At 75.2% G+C, this 17,153-nt stretch carries 13 protein-coding genes; 7 read left to right on the forward strand and 6 right to left on the reverse strand.

The window, feature by feature from the left end; all coding sequences use genetic code 11:
• Positions 1–62: 62 nt before the first annotated feature.
• Both ACWGKI_RS15170 and ACWGKI_RS15175 read left to right on the forward strand, forming a co-directional pair.
• A complete protein-coding gene (locus ACWGKI_RS15170; protein WP_380244926.1) occupies positions 63–1,109 on the forward strand; it encodes a beta-ketoacyl-ACP synthase III in 1,047 nt (348 codons plus the stop codon).
• A gap of 166 nt (positions 1,110–1,275) precedes the next feature.
• Complete coding sequence (locus ACWGKI_RS15175; RefSeq protein ID WP_452188048.1) at positions 1,276–2,643, forward strand: Gfo/Idh/MocA family protein; 1,368 nt, start codon at positions 1,276–1,278, stop codon at positions 2,641–2,643.
• Between the two features lie 73 nt (positions 2,644–2,716).
• Here ACWGKI_RS15175 and ACWGKI_RS15180 read toward each other — a convergent pair whose 3' ends face one another.
• The 3 genes from ACWGKI_RS15180 to ACWGKI_RS15190 form a co-directional block, all read right to left on the reverse strand.
• Complete coding sequence (locus tag ACWGKI_RS15180) at positions 2,717–3,874, reverse strand: Gfo/Idh/MocA family protein (RefSeq protein ID WP_452188050.1); 1,158 nt, start codon at positions 3,872–3,874, stop codon at positions 2,717–2,719.
• Between the two features lie 72 nt (positions 3,875–3,946).
• Positions 3,947–5,908: a DUF6807 family protein gene (locus ACWGKI_RS15185; RefSeq protein WP_452188052.1), complete on the reverse strand. Its 1,962-nt coding sequence runs from the start codon at positions 5,906–5,908 to the stop codon at positions 3,947–3,949.
• A gap of 145 nt (positions 5,909–6,053) precedes the next feature.
• Complete coding sequence (locus ACWGKI_RS15190; RefSeq protein ID WP_380244922.1) at positions 6,054–6,542, reverse strand: MarR family winged helix-turn-helix transcriptional regulator; 489 nt, start codon at positions 6,540–6,542, stop codon at positions 6,054–6,056.
• Positions 6,543–6,652: 110 nt separating this feature from the next.
• Between ACWGKI_RS15190 and ACWGKI_RS15195 the strand changes: the two genes are divergently transcribed.
• From ACWGKI_RS15195 to ACWGKI_RS15210, 4 genes are all read left to right on the forward strand, one after another.
• Positions 6,653–8,956, forward strand: a complete 2,304-nt coding sequence (locus tag ACWGKI_RS15195; protein WP_452188054.1) for an LLM class flavin-dependent oxidoreductase — start codon at positions 6,653–6,655, stop codon at positions 8,954–8,956.
• Between the two features lie 95 nt (positions 8,957–9,051).
• Positions 9,052–10,113 carry an L-glyceraldehyde 3-phosphate reductase gene (gene mgrA / locus ACWGKI_RS15200; protein WP_452188056.1) on the forward strand — a complete coding sequence of 354 codons (1,062 nt, stop codon included), beginning with the start codon at positions 9,052–9,054 and terminating at the stop codon, positions 10,111–10,113.
• The gene (locus tag ACWGKI_RS15205; RefSeq protein WP_452188058.1) at positions 10,113–11,045 is read left to right on the forward strand and encodes a PfkB family carbohydrate kinase; all 933 of its coding nucleotides are present in this window, start codon (positions 10,113–10,115) and stop codon (positions 11,043–11,045) included. Before mgrA ends, ACWGKI_RS15205 begins: the two co-directional genes overlap by 1 nt.
• Positions 11,042–11,707, forward strand: coding sequence for a nucleoside/nucleotide kinase family protein (locus ACWGKI_RS15210; RefSeq protein ID WP_452188060.1), 666 nt, complete (start codon positions 11,042–11,044; stop codon positions 11,705–11,707). Before ACWGKI_RS15205 ends, ACWGKI_RS15210 begins: the two co-directional genes overlap by 4 nt.
• 11 nt (positions 11,708–11,718) lie before the next feature.
• Here ACWGKI_RS15210 and ACWGKI_RS15215 read toward each other — a convergent pair whose 3' ends face one another.
• Positions 11,719–12,708: a hydroxyacid dehydrogenase gene (locus ACWGKI_RS15215; protein ID WP_452188062.1), complete on the reverse strand. Its 990-nt coding sequence runs from the start codon at positions 12,706–12,708 to the stop codon at positions 11,719–11,721.
• Between the two features lie 190 nt (positions 12,709–12,898).
• Positions 12,899–13,966: a substrate-binding domain-containing protein gene (locus ACWGKI_RS15220; RefSeq protein ID WP_452188064.1), complete on the reverse strand. Its 1,068-nt coding sequence runs from the start codon at positions 13,964–13,966 to the stop codon at positions 12,899–12,901.
• 115 nt (positions 13,967–14,081) lie between these two features.
• Here ACWGKI_RS15220 and ACWGKI_RS15225 point away from each other — a divergent pair, with 115 nt between their 5' ends.
• Positions 14,082–16,151 carry a DUF2264 domain-containing protein gene (locus ACWGKI_RS15225; protein ID WP_452188066.1) on the forward strand — a complete coding sequence of 690 codons (2,070 nt, stop codon included), beginning with the start codon at positions 14,082–14,084 and terminating at the stop codon, positions 16,149–16,151.
• Between the two features lie 406 nt (positions 16,152–16,557).
• Here ACWGKI_RS15225 and ACWGKI_RS15230 read toward each other — a convergent pair whose 3' ends face one another.
• Positions 16,558–17,031: an Lrp/AsnC family transcriptional regulator gene (locus tag ACWGKI_RS15230; RefSeq protein ID WP_380243984.1), complete on the reverse strand. Its 474-nt coding sequence runs from the start codon at positions 17,029–17,031 to the stop codon at positions 16,558–16,560.
• Between the last annotated feature and the right edge of the window lie 122 nt (positions 17,032–17,153).

Here is a 17,153-nt window from a genome sequence, read left to right on the forward strand (position 1 = left end):
CGCCCGTCCCGTGGGACGGGCGGGTGGCCGGCGCCCCGTGGGCGGGTGGGATGATCGCTCCCATGAGTGAGTCCACCGCACCCGTCCTGACGCTGCCCACGGGCGCCGTCGGTTCCCGCATCGTCGGCCTCGGGCACCACCAGCCCGAGAAGGTCATGACGAACGACGACATCGCGCAGCTCGTCGAGACCAACGACGAGTGGATCCGCTCGCGCACCGGCATCGTCACCCGGCACGTCGCCGCCGACGACGTCACCGTCGCGGACATGGCGACCGCCGCCGCCCGGCACGCGCTCGACGACGCGGGTGTCGCGGGCACGGACGTCGACCTCGTGATCGTCGCGACCACGACGGCGACCGACCGCTCGCCCAACACCGCCGGCCGCGTGGCCTACGCCCTGCGCACCGGCGTGCAGCCCGGCGCCAGCACGCCCGAGGGCGAGGACGAGCCCGACCTGCGCGACGTCGTCGGCCCCGCCGTCATCGACGTCAACACCGCCTGCTCGGGGTTCGCGTACGCCGTCGGTCTGGCCGACCAGGCCATCCGCGCCGGCTCCGCGCGCACCGCCGTCGTCGTCGGGTCGGAGAAGCTCACCTCCGTCACCGACTGGACCGACCGCAGCACCTGCATCCTCACCGCGGACGGCGCGGGCGCCGTCGTGCTCCAGGGCGCCGACACGCCCGCCGTCGGCCCCGTCGTCTGGGGCTCCGAGCCGGAGCTGACCCCCGCCGTGCGCATCGAGGTCCCCACCGAGAAGTTCGCCCAGGACGGCCGCGCCGTCTTCAAGTGGGCGATCACGCGCGCCGCCGACCGCGCGCGCCGCATCGTCGACGCGTCCGGTCTCACCCTCGACGACATCGGCGTGCTCGTGGCGCACCAGGCCAACCTGCGCATCATCGAGCCGCTGGCGAAGGCGCTCGGCCTCGAGGACCGCGTGGTCGTCGCCGACATCACCGAGTCCGGCAACACGTCCGCCGCCTCCATCCCGCTGGGGCTCTCCAAGTGGTGGCACGCCGGCAAGATCCCGGCCGGCACGCCCGCGCTGCTCTTCGGCTTCGGCGGCGGGTTCACCTGGGCCGGTCAGGTCGTCATCACCCCGTCGAAGTAGTCCGGACCCTGCCGAGGTAGTCCGGACCGTGCCGAGGTAGTCACGGGCTTGCCGAGGTAGCCCGAGGACGGGGTCAGGCGGGGGTGTGGCCGACGACGACGCTCCGGTAGGCTGGCAGGAAACCGCTTACCCAACGTCGCCCAGGCGACATGCAAGGAGATCGATGATGCCCTCCGCCCCCGCCGCCCCGACCGGTCAGGACCGTCGGCGGTACGCCGTCGCCGGCACCGGGCACCGTGCCGGCATGTACGTGAACGCGCTGATCGGGGACCACGCCGACGACGGCGAGATCGTCGCGTGGGTCGAGCCCAACCCCGTGCGTGCCGCGGTGCACGAGGCGAAGGTCGCCGCGGCCGTCGGCGGGGAGCGCCCGCTGTACCACCCGGACGACCTGGAGAAGGCGCTCGACGAGCAGCGGGTCGACCGGCTGATCGTCACGTCGGTGGACAACACCCATGCGGACCTCGTCTCCCGCGCGCTGCGCGCCGGCGTCGACGTCGTCGTCGAGAAGCCCGTCGCGGCCACCGAGACGGAGGCGCGACAGATCGCGGACGCCGTCACCGAGACGGGCCGCGACCTCACGATGACGTTCAACTACCGCTACTCGCCGCGGAACTCGGCGCTGCGCGAGGTCATCGCGTCCGGCGAGATCGGCCAGGTGCTCAGCGTCCACTTCGACTGGGCCCTCGACACCGTGCACGGCGCGGACTACTTCCGCCGCTGGCACCGCGAGAAGGTCAACAACGGCGGGCTGCTGGTGCACAAGTCCAGCCACCACTTCGACCTCGTCAACTGGTGGATCGACGCCGTCCCGCAGCGCGTCTTCGCCAGCGGCGGCCGTCGCTTCTACGGGGACGACGCCGCGCACGAGACCGGCTACGAGCCGACGGCGGGGGAGCGGGCCCTGGCCGAGCAGGGCGTGGACCCGTGGCGCATCGACGTCGCCGCCGACCCGTACCTCGCCGAGCTGTACGGGCCTGAGGCGCAGGCCGTGGACGGCTACCGGCGCGACCGCAGCGTCTTCGACCCGGGCATCACCACCGAGGACACTCTCGGCCTCGTGGTCGAGTACGCCGGCGGCCCGGTGCTCACGTACTCGCTCACCGCGAGCGCCCCGTGGGAGGGGTACCGCGTCGTCGTCAACGGCTCGCGCGGCCGTGCAGAGCTCGAGGTGGTCGAGCGCGGCTCCGTCGTCTTCGGCGCCGACGGCAAGGCGACGGTCGACCCGAGCTTCACCGCGACCTTCGGCGAGGACTCGGTGCGCCCCGAGGGCGAGCGGCTCGTCGTGCAGAAGCACTGGGAACGGGCGGAGGAGCGGCCCATCGTCGCGGCCGGCGCCGGTGGTCACGGGGGTGGCGACGCGCTGCTGCTCTCCGACGTCTTCCGCGGTCGTTCCGAGGCCGACCCTCTGGGCCGCGCCGCCGGCTTCCGTGACGGCCTCCGCGCCTCCGGCATCGGCTACGCCGGGAACCGCTCGCTCGCCACGGGCGACCCTGTCCGCCTCGACGAGCTGGGCCTCGGCATCGACCTCTGACGTGTGGGTACGAAATGGGTCAGAATTCCGCACGGAATTCTGACCCGTTTCGTACCCACAGCGTTCCGGCGGGTCAGGTGGTCCAGGGGGCGCCGAGCTCGGTGAAGGTCTGCTGGGTGCGTGCGACCTCGGCGCACCAGTGCTCGACGTCGCGCACCACCGGGCGGCGGTCGTGCCCCTCGCCGCGCCACTCCACCTGCTCGGCGGGGATCGGGGCGGGGTCGGCACTCGTGCGCACGGCCTCCAGCACGCGCATGAAGGCGCCGGTGTCGCGGACGTCGCACAGCATCGCCCGCGAGCGGTCGGTGCGGGCGGCCAGGAGGTCGTCGAGCAACGACGTGCGGCCGTACGTCTTGGCCGTCTGCGCGACGTCGGTGCGCACCAGGAGGCGGTCGTGCTCGTACTCGAGGACCAGCTCGCCGCGGGTGCCGTGCACGACGACTCGCGCCGGGGAGCGGTCCGCGGCGCACAGCGTGAGCCCGAAGCCGTAGCGCCGCCCGTCCGCGTCCTGCACGCGTACCGACGACGTGTCGTCCGCCTCGATCGGGTTGGCCCGGTACAGGTCGGTGTCCACCCAGGTGACGTCCTGCGCGGTGGTCGCGCCGCCGAGTCGCAGCGTGGTCGCGACGGCGTGCGCCAGCGGGTTGGTCACGACGCCGTCCACCACGTCGCGCCCGTCGAGCCGACGCCGGCCCGCCCACGCGGCGCGCCGCCAGTACGACTCCGTGCGCACCCACGTGCCCACCGCGCCGAACCCGACGACGTCGCCGATCTCGCCCCGGGCGAGGAGGTCGGCCGCCGCCCGCAGGGCGTGCGAGCCGAACGTCTGGAACCCGACCTGGCAGCGCCGGCCCGTGCGCTCGGCCACCGCCACCAGCTCCGTGTGCTCCGCCAGCGACGCCGTCGTGGGCTTCTCCAGCAGCACGTCGATCCCCGCCTCCATCGCGGCGCGGGCCAGCGGGAGGTGCGTCGGGATCGGGGTGCTGAGGACGACGACGTCCACCCGGGCGGACGGCGCGGACAGCAGGTCGCCCAGCGTGGGGAACCAGGGCGCGCCGGCGGCGTGCGCCTCGTGGCCCGGGCCGGGCTCGCGCGGGTCGACGACGGCGGCCAGGCGCACCCGGCCCGCACGTTGCAGCTCGAGCACGCGGCGCACGTGCGAGGCGCCGTGACCGTGCAGGCCCACCACCGCGATCTGCGGGACGAGGCCGTCGGGGGTCAGTTCCGTCATGGTCGTCCTGTCGTCTCGCGGGGCAGGGTTCGGGTGCAGTCTCGGGGCAGGTCAGGGGCTCGTCAGGGCAGGTCAGCGCAGCGTGGCAGCGAGGTCGGTGGCCTCGTCGAGGTCGAGCGCGCGGTCCACGAGGGCCGCCACGATGCCGGTCTCGACCGTCCCGCCGGCGGGCACCCGCAGGGGCGTGTCCCACGCCAGCGCCGGACCGGCCCCGGGGTAGTCGGCCGCGCGCAGGAACCAGTGCCGGGGCGGCGAGGTCTGTGCGATCAGCAGCGTCGTGCTGCGGTCCTCGGCGTACGGGTCGTGGTGCCGCTGCACGAAGGCCACCCACGGGGAGGTGCTGCCGTGCGCGTGCTCCTCGCCCTCGCCCGCCGCGGACAGCACGACCGTGCTCCCCGCGATCGGCGCGCGCCAGAAGACGCCGCCGTAGCCCGCGCCCGGCCGGCCGTTGGTCGCGGGGGAGCGGATCTCCAGCGGCCCGTGCGACGCGTGCAGGGTGGAGCGCCACTCCAGCGCCCAGCCGTCGTCGCCCAGGAGCCGTGCGCCGAGGCGGCGCTGCTCGTCGAGCAGGGGTTCGCCGCGCTCGTCGTCCCACCGCACCGTGTCGAGCAGGACGTGGGGGGCGAGCGGGTCGACCTCCGCGCGGGTGGTCCGCTGCCGGCCGTGGTTGGGCAGCAGGGTCGGGCCGACGTCGGCCACGAAGGTGCGGCCGCCCCAGAAGCTGGTGCCGTTGACGTCGGGCACGGCCACGCTGACGCCGTAGTGGTGCCGGTGGTCCACGGGCTCCGACTCGGTGAGCGGGACGCCCGCGAGCGAGTGCACCGGGTGCAGGTAGGGGCGGGGGGAGTGGATGGCGGGCAGCCGCTCGCCGTCCACGTACCGGGCCAGCGGGACCCGGTCGCGGGTGTGGCGCAGCACGACCTCGCGCGGCTCGACGGACCACGCGGGGCCGAGGACGGCGTCCTCGACCTGCGGCGTCGTGGCGGGCGCGGGCTCCGTCACGACCGCCCGGGCGAGCCGGCGGGGTGCGGGCCCGGTGCTGGACCGTGCCTGCAGGCGCGCGGTGAAGCGAGTGGTCGCGGCGGGGTGGGCGTCGTCGTCGATCACGGCGTGCAGCTCGCGCCACGCCTGGCGGCCCAGCTCGGCCTGGGGCACCGCCACCGTGGTCAGGGCGGGGGTCGCGTACCGGGCCAGGTCGATGTCGTCGTAGCCTGCCACGGAGATGTCGGCGGGCACGGCCACGCCGGCCTCGTTGAGGGCCGCCAGGAGGCCGAACGCGACCAGGTCGTTGTACGCGACGACGGCGGTGGCGCGGCTCGCGAGGACCGGGCCGGCGGCGGCGTGCCCCGACGCGAGGTCGGCGCCGACGGCGAGCTCCACCACCTCCAGGTCCGGGTGGTGCTCGCGGGCCGCAGCGAGGCCGGCGCGCCGGGCGGCGTCGGTCGTCGCGGCACGCGGGCCCGCGAGGTACGCGAGCCGCCGGTGGCCGAGGCCGACCAGGTGCTCGACCACCTGCACCGTGGCGTCCGCGTAGTCGATGACGAGGCTGGGCGTCCCGGCGTGGTCGACCTCGCGGTTGATCACGGCCGCGGGCGTCACGAGGGGCAGCAGCGCGTCCAGGGCGGCGCCGGGCATGCGTGGCGCGACGAGGATGAGCGCGTCGCAGCGCATGCGTGCCTCGCGCGCGATCGCCGCCTCCTCGGAGGGGTCCTCGGCGGCGTCGGCCACCAGCACGCGGTAGCCGTCCTCGGCGGCGGCGGAGGTGACGCCGCGCAGGATCTGCTGGAACACCGGGTTGCCGAGGTCCGGCACCACGAGCGCGACCGTCGTCGTGCGGCCCAGGGACAGGCTGCGTGCCACGTTGCTGGGCCGGTAGTTCAGGTCGATCGCCGCCTCCTGCACCCGGGCGGCGATGGCAGGATCGACCGTGCTGCGGCCGTTCATCACGCGGGAGACGGTGGCGCGCGAGACGCCGGCGGCGGTGGCGACGTCGGCGATGGTCACCGAAGGTCGCCGGAGGTTCACGTCAGGCATCGATGCCTCCTCGGGCTCACGGCCCGACGGTACACCATGGGAAACCGGTTACCGTCCAGTGGTGCGCTCGGGCAAGGAACCGGTTTCCGGTCGCCCGGGGTGCAACGTGCGTGCTGACATGATCCTCATACGGCCCGTTTGAGGATCATGTCAGCACGCACGATGCACCACCGGGGGCGGCAGCGGTCGCAGCCCGCTCCAGCAGGTGGCGCAGCACGTCACGCTCGGCGCCGTCCAGACCGGAGAGCAGCCCGTCCTCCGCGGTGCGCACCCGCGCGTCCAGGTCGGCGAGGACGACGCGCCCGTGGTCCGTCACGACGATGCGGCGCGCGCGACGGTCGGCCGGGTCGGGCCGGCGCTCGACGAGGCCGCACCCGGCGAGCTCGTCGAGCAGGTAGGTCATCACCGTGCGGTCGATGCCGAGGCGTGAGGCGAGGGCGGCCTGCGTGGGCGGGGCGTCGCGGTAGACGGCGGCCAGCACCTCGTAGCCGCGGCCGCCGTGCGGGACGTCGGCGCACGCGGCCGCGACCCGGGCGCTCCACTCCCGCAGCAGCGCGGCGAGCGACCAGCCCAACGGGGACGGCGCGACCGGCGCGTCAGGCCCGGCGCTCGTCGGATCGGTGGTGGTGGTCACGTCGTCATCCTAAGGGAATGTGCGGTCGGTCAGAAGAGTTGCCGCTGATATCGTCTGTACGACAGACGATCTCCCGGTGACGGGAGCGGACTTCCCGTGAAAGGCCCCGCATGACGGACTACGGCCACGACCTGGTCTTCGGCACGTTCCTCACCCCGACCAACCGCGACCCGCAGCAGCCGGTGCGGCTCGCCCAGGTCACCGAGGCGGCCGGGCTCGACCTGGTGACGTTCCAGGACCACCCGTACCAGCCGGGGTTCCTCGACACGTGGACGCTGCTGTCCTGGGTGGCCGCGCAGACCGAGCGCGTCACCGTCGCGGGCAACGTGCTCAACCTGCCGCTGCGGCCGCCCGCGGTGCTGGCGCGCGCCGTCGCCTCCCTCGACCTGCTGTCGGGTGGCCGGGCGGCGCTGGGGCTCGGCGCCGGCGGGTTCTGGGACCCGATCGTCGCCATGGGTGGCACCCGCCTCACGCCGGGGGAGTCCGTGGACGCGCTGGAGGAGGCGCTCGACATCATCCGGGGGATCTGGGACGGCCGGGAGCGCCGCGCCCTGCGGGTCGACGGCGCCCACCACCGCGTCGCGGGCGCCAAGCGCGGCCCGGAGCCGGCCCACGACGTCCCGATCTGGCTGGGCGCGCTCAAGCCTCGCATGCTGCGGCTCATCGCCCGCAAGGCGGACGGCTGGCTGCCGTCGCTCGCCTACCTCAAGGACGGCGACCTGCAGCGCGGCCACGCCATCATCGACGAGGCGGCCGAGGAGGCGGGCCGGCACCCGGCCGAGATCCGGCGCCTGCTCAACGTGCAGGGCGCGATCACGGCCGAGCCGCGCGGCTTCCTGCAGGGCCCGGTGGAGCAGTGGGTGGACGAGCTGGCCGCGCTCGCGCTCGAGGACGGCATCGGCACCGTGATCCTCGCCGCCGACGACCCGGACCTCATCCGGGTGTACGGCGAGGAGGTCGCGCCCGCCGTGCGCGAGCTGGTGGCGCGCGAGCGGGCGACGTCGGGCACCGCACCCGCCGCGTCCCAGCGGGGCGCGCACGCCGTCGCCCTGCGCCGGCCGGGCATCGACTACGCCGCGGTGCCCGCCTCCCTCGCGGCGACCGCCGTCGAGCCCGGCGACCGCGCCTACGACGGCGTGCGGCACAACTACCTGCGCTCCGGCGCGCCCGGCCTGGTCCTGCGTCCCCGCGACACGGCCCAGGTGGCCGAGGCCGTGCGGTTCGCGCGGTCGCAGGACGTCCCGCTGGGCGTGCGGTCCGGTGGTCACGGCATCAGCGGCCGGTCGACCAACGACGGCGGCATCGTCGTCGACCTCGGCGCCCTCGACCAGGTGGAGGTCGTCGACGAGGCGACCCGGCGCGTCCGCGTGGGCGTCGGCGCCACGTGGGGCCGCGTCGCGGAGGCGATCGCCCCCCGCGGCTGGGCGATCAGCTCGGGCGACTCGGGCGGCGTGGGTGTCGGCGGGCTCGCCACGGCGGGCGGCGTCGGCTTCCTCGGCCGCACCTACGGCCTGACGATCGACCACGTCGTCGCGGCCGAGGTCGTCACGGCCGACGGCCGGGTCGTGCGGGCGTCGGCCGACGAGCACCCGGACCTGTTCTGGGGCCTGCGCGGCGCGGGCGGCAACCTGGGCGTGGTGACATGGGTCGAGATCGAGGCCATGGAGCTGAGCGGGCAGGGCACCGTCGTCTTCTCCCAGATGACGCTCGATGCCACCGATGTCGCGGGCGTGCTGGAGCGCTGGGGCGCCGTCGTCGAGTCGGCGCCGCGCGAGCTGACGAGCTTCCTCGTCCTGTCGCCCGGCCGCCGGGGGCGGCTCGCCGACGGCAGCGACGACCAGGGCCCCGTCGCGCAGCTCATGACGGTCTGGGCGGGGGACGACACGGACGCCGCCGTCGAGCAGCTCGAACGCCTGGCCGGGGCCGGCCCGCTGCTCGCGCACCAGGCGTACCTGCTGCCGTACGCGAGCGTCGTGCAGGCCGGCGACAAGCACCACTCCGGCGGCGGCGACCCGGCCGTCCGGTCCGGGCTGGTCGCGCACCTGGACACCGCGACGGCCCGCGCCTTCGAGAAGCTGGCGCTGTCGGGCGAGGCGTACTTCCTGCAGGTCCGTGCGACCGGCGGCGCCGGCAACGACGTCGACCCGGGCGCGACGGCGTACGCCCACCGCCACCAGAACTTCCTGCTGTCGGCGATGTCCTCCGCCCAAGACCGGCTCGACGCCGTGTGGGACGCCGTCATGGCGCCGCACACCGACGGGCTGTACCTGTCGTTCGACACGGACACCCGGCCGGAGCGGATCACCGACGCGTTCCCCGAGCCCACGCTCACCCGCCTGCGCGAGGTGAAGCGCGACTGGGACCCCGACAACGTGTTCCGCGCGAACTTCCCGGTCCCGCCCGCCGCCCCCTGATCTGTTGTGGGTACGAAAGAGGTCAGAATTCGGCCGAGAATTCTGACCGCTTTCGTACCCACAGCGCAGGGGGTGGCGTGGGGGAGGATGGGGCCATGCCTCTCGCACCTCGGTACCTGGCCGACGACGCCCGCTACGAGTCGATGACCTACCGCCGCACCGGCCGCTCCGGCCTGGACCTCCCGGCCCTGTCGCTGGGCCTGTGGCACAACTTCGGCGACGTGAACCCGTTCGACACCCAGCGCGCCATCCTGCGCCGCGCGTTCGACCTGGGGATCACGCACTTCGACCTCGCCAACAACTACGGCCCGCCGTACGGCTCGGCGGAGGAGAACTTCGGCCGCCACCTGGCCAAGGACCTGGCGCCGTACCGCGACGAGCTCGTCATCTCCACCAAGGCGGGCTACGACATGTGGCCCGGCCCCTACGGTGACCACGGCTCGCGCAAGTACCTGCTCTCCTCGCTCGACCAGTCGCTGACCCGGATGGGCCTGGACCACGTCGACGTCTTCTACCACCACCGGCCCGACCCGTCGACGCCGCTCACGGAGACGATGGGCGCGCTCGCGTCCGCCGTGCAGCAGGGCAAGGCGACCTACGTCGGCGTGTCGAACTACTCGCCGTCGCGCACCCGGGAGGCCGCGCAGGTGCTCGCCGACCTCGGCGTGCCGCTGCTCATCCACCAGCCCAGCTACTCGATGTTCAACCGGCACGTCGAGATCGCGGACCGTGAGGACGCGTACGACGGCCGGCAGAGCGAGTCCCTGCTGGACGTGGTCGAGGACCTCGGCGTCGGCACGATCGTCTTCTCGCCCCTGGCGCAGGGCCTGCTCACCGGGCGGTACCTGGGCGGTTCGGCGCCTGAGGGCTCGCGCGCCGCGCGCAGCGACTCGCCGTTCCTGTCGTCGTCGAACCTCACCGAGACGTACCTGGGGCGGGCGCGGGCGCTGAACGCGATCGCGGAGGGCCGCGGGCAGACGCTCGCGCAGCTCGCCCTGTCGTGGGTGCTGCGCGACGACCGCGTGACGTCGGCGCTGATCGGCGCGTCCTCCGTCGCGCAGCTCGAGGACAACGTCGCGGCCCTGCGCGCGCCGGCGCTGACGGACGACGAGATCGCCGCGATCGAGCCGCACGCCGTCGACGGCACCGGTCGCTGATGGCGGTCTGCTGGTTCGTCGGGCTCACGACGCTCGACGTCGTGCACCGGGCGGCCGGCCGGCCGGGCGTGAACGAGAAGGTCACGGCGACGCGGCAGGACGTCGCGGCGGGCGGGCCGGCGGCCAACGCGGCGGTCACGGCCGCGGCGCTCGGTGCGCACGCCGTGCTGGTCAGCGCGCTGGGCGCCGGACCTGTCGCCCAGGCGGCGCGCGCGGACCTCGACGCCCGCGAGGTGCGGGTGCACGACGTCGCAGGCCCCGACGAGGAGTTCCCCCTCCCCGTCTCCTCCGTCCTCGTGGACGAGGCGACCGGGGACCGCTCCGTGGTCTCCGCCGACGCCGCCCTCGCCACCGCGCCCGCGCCGGCCCTCGACGCCCTCGCCGGGCTCCCGCGCCCCGACGTCGTGCTGTTCGACGGGCACCACCCCGCGCTCGCCCGGGCGGTGCTCGCGCACGTCGAAGGGCTGCGGCCCCGGCCGCTCGTGGTGGTCGACGGCGGCCGGTGGCGGCCGCTGTTCGCCGAGCTGCTGCCCGCGGCGGACGTCGCCGCGCTGAGCTCCGACTTCGCCATGCCCGGCGACGTCGCTCCCGGCGCCGTCGTTCCTGCGGCCGACGACGCCGCGCACGGCGCCCTGGTGCTCGGGGCCCGCGCCGCGGTGGTCACGCGGGGCGGCGGCCCGGTCACGTGGTGCGTGCCCGGCGGCTCGGCAGCCCCTCCCCGGGGCGAGGTGCCGGTGCCCGCGGTGCCGGTGGCGGACACGCTCGGCGCGGGCGACGCGTTCCACGGCGCGCTGACCGTGGCGCTCGCGCGCGGGCTGGACCTGCCCGACGCCTGCGCCTTCGCGGTGCGCGTCGCGAGCACGCGGGTGCGGCACGTCGGGCCGCGGTCGTGGCTCGCGCACCTGCCCGCGTCGCCGGGGGAGGTCCGATGACGGCCGGGGAGCCCGGGGAGTCCGAGGCCTGGTCGGCGACGACCGCGGAGCTGGTCGCGCGCGCCCGGCGGCTGGCGGTCCCGGGGGAGCGGCGGATCCTCGGGCTCGTCGGCGCGCCGGGTGCCGGCAAGTCGACCCTCGCGCGGGCGCTCGTCGAGACGCTCGGGCCGAGCCTGGCCGTCGAGGTCGGGATGGACGGCTATCACCTGTCGAACGCCGTCCTGGCCGACCTCGGCCGCGGTGACCGCAAGGGCGCGATCGACACGTTCGACGACGCCGGGTACGCCGCGCTGGTCGCCCGGCTCGCCTCGTCGAGACCTGGCGACCCGCCCGTGTACGCGCCCGTCTTCCGCCGGGAGATCGAGGAGCCCGTCGCGGCGGGCGTGGCCGTCCCCGCCGACGTGCCGCTGGTCGTGACGGAGGGCAACTACCTGCTCGCGCCCACGGGCGCGTGGCCCGAGGCGCGCGCCCGCATGGCCGAGGTCTGGTTCCTCGAGGTCGGGGACGACGTCCGCCTCGGACGGCTGGAGGAGCGGCACCACGCGTTCGGCAAGACCCGCGACGACGCGCGCCGGTGGGCCCGCGGCTCCGACCAGGCCAACGCGGCGCTGGTCGCCGGCACGCGCGCCGCCGCGGACGTCGTCGTCCGCTGGACCGCCTGACGTCCTCGGGCTCAGGCGGTGCGGTGCAGCAGGGCGCCGTCGACGGGTGCGGCGAACGGCTCCCCGCGCGTCCAGCGCGCCACCTCGTCCACGGCGAAGGCGCCCAGGCGGTGCAGCTCCAGGCCGACGGACCCGGCGACGTGCGGCGTGAGCAGCACGTTCGGGTGGTCGTACAGCGGGGAGTCGGCGGGCAGGACCTCGGGGGTCGTCACGTCGAGGACGGCGTGCAGGCGGTCCGCGACGACCGCCTCGGTGAGCGCCGAGGTGTCGACGAGGGCGCCGCGCGCGGTGTTCACCAGCGTGGCGCCGGGACGCATCGTCGCCAGCCGTCGGGCGTCGATCAGGTGGTGCGTCTCAGGCAGGTCGGGGGCGTGCAGGGACACGACGTCGCTGGTCGCGACCAGGGTGTCCAGGTCGACGAGCCGCGCGCCGAGGGATGCCGCCGTGGCCTCGTCGGCGTACGGGTCGCTCAGCACCAGGTCGAGGTCGAACGGGGCGAGCAGCGCGAGCACGCGCCGACCGATCTTGGAGGCGCCGACCACGCCGACCGTGCGCCGGTAGTTGCCGGCGTCGGGGACGACGGCGTTCCAGTCCGCGGCGCGCCGCTCGGCGCGGTAGCGCGCCGCCACCGGCCAGATCCGCTTGTTGGCGAGCAGGATCGTCGCGACGGTGTACTCCGCCACGGGGATCGCGTTGGCGTCCGCGGCCGTGCTGACAGGGATGCCCGCGTCCCAGAACTCCGCGGGCAGGTGGTGCCGGACCGTCCCGGCACCGTGCACGACGGCGCGCAGCCGGGGGGCGTGCGCCAGGACGTCGCGCGTGACGGGCGGGCACCCCCAGCCGGTGAGGAGCACGTCCGTGCGGGCGAGCACGTCGCGGGCTGCGGGCGAGGACAGGTCGTGCAGGACGTCGGGCTCGACGCGGGCGACGGCGGCCAGCCGGTCGAGGTCCTCGGCGGCGAACAGCCGCTCCCGCAGCCCGGGCTGCATCGCCAGGGTCACGGTGGGGAGCGTCGGCGGGGCGGACGTGGCTGAACTGGCTGACGTGGCTGACGGGGCTGAGCTGGCTGACGTGGCGGCGGTCGGGGTGCCGGGCTGCATGCGTCTCCTCCGGGGCGGGCTGACGCTCGTCATTGTGCGGGCCGACGCACGACCGGGGTCAATCCTGACCGGTCATACCGATCAGAGTCGGTCACGGCGCTGCGGTGGAGGCGCGGACCACGAGCCGGGGCAGCAGCGTGACCTGCTGCGTCGCGGCCGCCGGCCCGAGCGACAGCCGGCGGACCGCGAGGTCGACCGCGGCCCGGCCGACGTCGTGCTTCGGCGGCGCGACGGCCGTCAGCGGCACGGGCGCGAGGGCAGCCATCTCGTCGTCGTAGGCGACGATCGAGAGGTCCTCGGGGACGCGCACGCCCTGGTCGGTCGCGAGGTCGAGCAGCGAGACGGCGTCCTCGTCGGCGTGGACGAGCAGGGCGCGCGTGCCCGTCTCGGCACAGCGGCGCAGGAGGTCGGCGAGCCGGCGGTCGCGCTCGGCGATGCCGTCGGCCTCGATCGCGAGCCCGACCGGGGGGAAGCCGGCGACGGCGGTCCCGCGCGTCCGGGTGGCCTCGCGAAACCCGTCGACCAGCCAGGACGACGTGGGCGTCGTCGGACGCACCGCGAGCCCGACGCGCTCGTGGCCCAGGTCTGCCAGGTGCTCGACGGCGAGCCGGGCGCCGGCGGCGTGGTCGGTGCGGGCGTACTCGGCGTCGGGTCCGTCCGCGCGGCGCTCGACCAGCACCACGGGGACCCCGGCGGAGGCGAACCAGCGCGGGGGCTCGTCGTGCGGGGGCCGCGCCGTCGCGACGAGGAGCGCGTCGACCCCCGCCCGCAGCATCCGCTCGACGAGCCGTGCCTCCTCGGCGACGTCGTACCGGGAGACGGCGAGGACGAGGCGCATGCCGACCCGGGCCGCGGCCTCCTCCGCGCCCGCCACGACGCCCCGGTAGTAGTACCGCGACGCGGGCAGGACCATCCCGAGGGTCGCGAGCGGACGCCGCGGACCGCCGCCCGCACCTGGGGCGGGGAGCGTGGCGCCGCCGTGCACGCGGGCGAGGTCGCCGGCGTCGACGAGCGCCGTGATGTCGCGCCGGACGGTGACCTCCGAGACCCCGAGGCGCCGCGCGAGCTCCGCGACCTTGACGAAGCCGCGCAGGCGGGCCTCGTTGCGGATCAGCTCGTGCCGGTGGGCCGCGAGGCCCGGGCCGCGTGCGTCGGTCATGGCGACGAGCCTACGAGGCCGCGATGTTCGGGTCTGCACGGATCTGCACGGACTCCTTGTCGCGGACGAGGGCGCCGGGTTGACTCGGGCAGACATCCGCGAGGAAGGGGACACGGTGGGCGCGACGGGCCGAGGTGCACAGGCGACGGTCGAGGGCAGGACGGGGCACGACCTTGCCCCGATCACCGGGTGGACGCGCGAGCGCTGGGCGGAGCTGGCGGACGGGATGCTGCTGGCGGTGCGGCCGTACGCGTCGGCGGGGCACGCGCGGGTCGTGCTGCCCGGTGCACCGGGCGGGCTCGGCACGGACGTGGACGCCCTGGAGGGGTTCGCGCGCACGTTCCTCGCGGCCGGCTTCCGGCTGGCCGGCGAGCGCGGCGACGACCCGCTCGACCTCGCCGGCTGGTACGCGGAGGGGCTGGCGGCGGGGACGGACCCCTCGTCGCCCGAGCGCTGGCTGCGTCCGGACGAGCACGGGCAGGCGAAGGTGGAGGCGGCGTCGATCGCGCTCGTGCTCGACCTCACGCGTCCGTGGTTGTGGGACCGGCTCGACCCGGGGGTGCAGGAACGGGTGGTCGACTATCTCGCCACCGTCGTGGGGGACGAGGACTACCCGGACAACAACTGGCTCTGGTTCCGGGTCGTCGTCGAGCAGTTCCTCCGGTCGGTGGGCGGGCCGTGGTCCCTCGAGGACATGGAGCGCGACCTCGCCCGGCACGAGGACTTCTGCCGTGCCGACGGCTGGTACTCGGACGGGCCGCGGCGGGCGTACGACCACTACGTCGGGTGGGCGATGCACCTGTACCCGGTGCTGTGGTCGCGCATGGCGGGGGCGCAGGACCTCGCGGCGCCGCGCACGGACGCGTACGTCCGGCGCCTCGACCGGTTCCTGGCCGACGCCGTGCACCTCGTCGGGGCGGACGGCTCGCCGCTGCTGCAGGGTCGCAGCCTGGTCTACCGGTTCGCGGCGGCCGCGCCGTTCTGGGTGGGTGCGCTCGCGGAGGTGCCGAGCACCTCGCCGGGGCTGCTGCGCCGGGCCGCGTCGGGCGTGGTGGGGCACTTCGCGCGGCATGGCGCCCCCGACGAGCGCGGGCTGCTCACGCTCGGCTGGCACCACGAGTGGCGTGCGATGGCGCAGTCGTACTCCGGTACCGGGTCTCCGTACTGGGCCAGCAAGGGGCTGCTCGGGCTGTCGCTGCCGGCCGACCACCCGGTGTGGGCGGCGGCCGAGGAGCCGTTGCCGGTGGAGTGCGGGGACACGCTCCTGGTGGCCGGCGCCCCCGGGTGGGCGGTGGCGGGCACGCGGGACGACGGCGTGGTGCGCGTCTACAACCACGGCACGGACCATGCCTTCGAGGGCGACGAGACGGGCGACTCGCCGTTGTACGCGCGTCTGGGCTACTCGACGGCGACGTCGCCGCTCCTGGACGACGCGGGGTGGTCCGACCCGTTGGACCAGTCCGTCGTCCTCCTCGACGCCGAGGGCCGGGCGACGCACCGCACGGGCTTCCGCACGCTCGAGGTGCGCCTCGACTCGGCGGCGGACACGACGGGCGACACGGCGGCGGACACGGAGGGAGAGGGCACGGGCACCGCGGTGCTGGCGTCGCGCGCGCACGCGCACTGGCTCGACGAGGACCCCGTCGCGTTCACCGCCGGTTCCGGGCGGGCCGGGCGTGCGCGGGCGGCGGGGACCGTCACGACCGTGAGCGTCGTGCGGGGCGCGTGGGAGGTGCGGCTGGCGCGCGTGGAGGAGGTGTCGCCGGGCGCCGTCGCGCTGCGGGTCGGGGGCTGGCCCGTCACCGGCGAGGAGACAAGCCGCGTGGGCCTGCACGCCGTCCGGGCGGGGACGACGACGTCGACCCTGCGGCCCGTCCCACGCTCCGGCTCTCCGGCGGGCGACGACGAGGTGGACGTGCGGACCGGCGTGGCGACCACGGACGACGGCACACCGCTCGGCCCGCGCACCGCGACCCCGTGGGTGACCGTGACTCCCGTCCCCGTCGGCGAGTGGTGCGCCGTCGTCGTCGGGCTGCACGGTTCCGGTGCGCAGGAGGGCATACCTCCGCTGGTCGAGGTCGAGGTCGAGGTCGAGGTCGAGGTCGAGGTCGCGGACGGCGGGCGGGAGGTCCTCGTGCGCTGGGCCGACGGCGTGCGCACCCGCGCGGAGCTCCCCGCACCCTGATCGCACGGGGCGCCCTCTGGGTGGGCCCTGCTGAGGGCCTTGCCCGTCGTCCGGCTGGTGCGACTTCGCGGGCGTGCGGTGTCGGGTCACGTGGTCAGGTCGCGTGGCCCGACGCGCCCGCGGGCGTGTCGTCGCTCCGCAGGCGTTGTTGTTTCGTGCTCTGTCGGCACAGCCTGAGTCCGGCTCCCGGAGCGCGCGTGCCTCCCGCTGGACCGGAATCTCCGTCCCATGCGCACCGCGTTCGCCCGGACGGGCAGGTTTCCCGCTCTGCCGAGGGGACGTAGAACGAGAATGTCCTAGGGCCGACGACACGCGGGGCGACACGCAGGGCGACACGCGGGACGAGGCGCAGGGTGACACGCCGAGGACGACCGGCGACCCCGCCGTCGGCGCCCCGGGTGCGCGGTCAGAGCGCCTTGCGGGCCTCGTCGACGAGCGGCTGGATCCGGTAGGGGATGAGCTCGCCCATGGACAGCGACGTCTCGGTGCGTTCGACGCCGTCCACGGCGAGGATCGCGGCGTCGATGCGGAAGAGGTGGTCGGTGTCGCGGCACACCACCTGCACGCGCAGGTCGGCGGTGCCGCTGCGCCCGAAGGCCTGTACGACCTCGGGGATGCGCGCGAGCGCGTCGACGATGCGGCCCAGCTCCTTCTGGCGCACCTCGACCTCGAGGAACGCGGTGAGGGGGTGGCCGAGGAACTGGGGATTCACCCGGCGGTCGAAGCTCAGGAACGCGCCCGACTCCTCCAGGCGCGCGAGCCGCGCGTGCACCGTGTTCCGCGAGAGGCGCAGGCGTTCTGCGAGCGCGGCGATCGTGGCCCTCGGGTCCTCGGCGAGGGCCGTCAGAAGGCTCAGGTCCACGGCGTCGTAGCTGCGCACAACGTCCACCCTAACGGCGGTCGGCTGAGCACTCTGCACAGCGTGCGGCGAGGTGCTGGTCGCACCCTGTGAGCGGCGTTACGTTCGCGGTATCCGGCGCTCGACGAGGAGCAACCGGCGAC

It is taken from the genome of Isoptericola sp. NPDC055881, assembly GCF_053615895.1.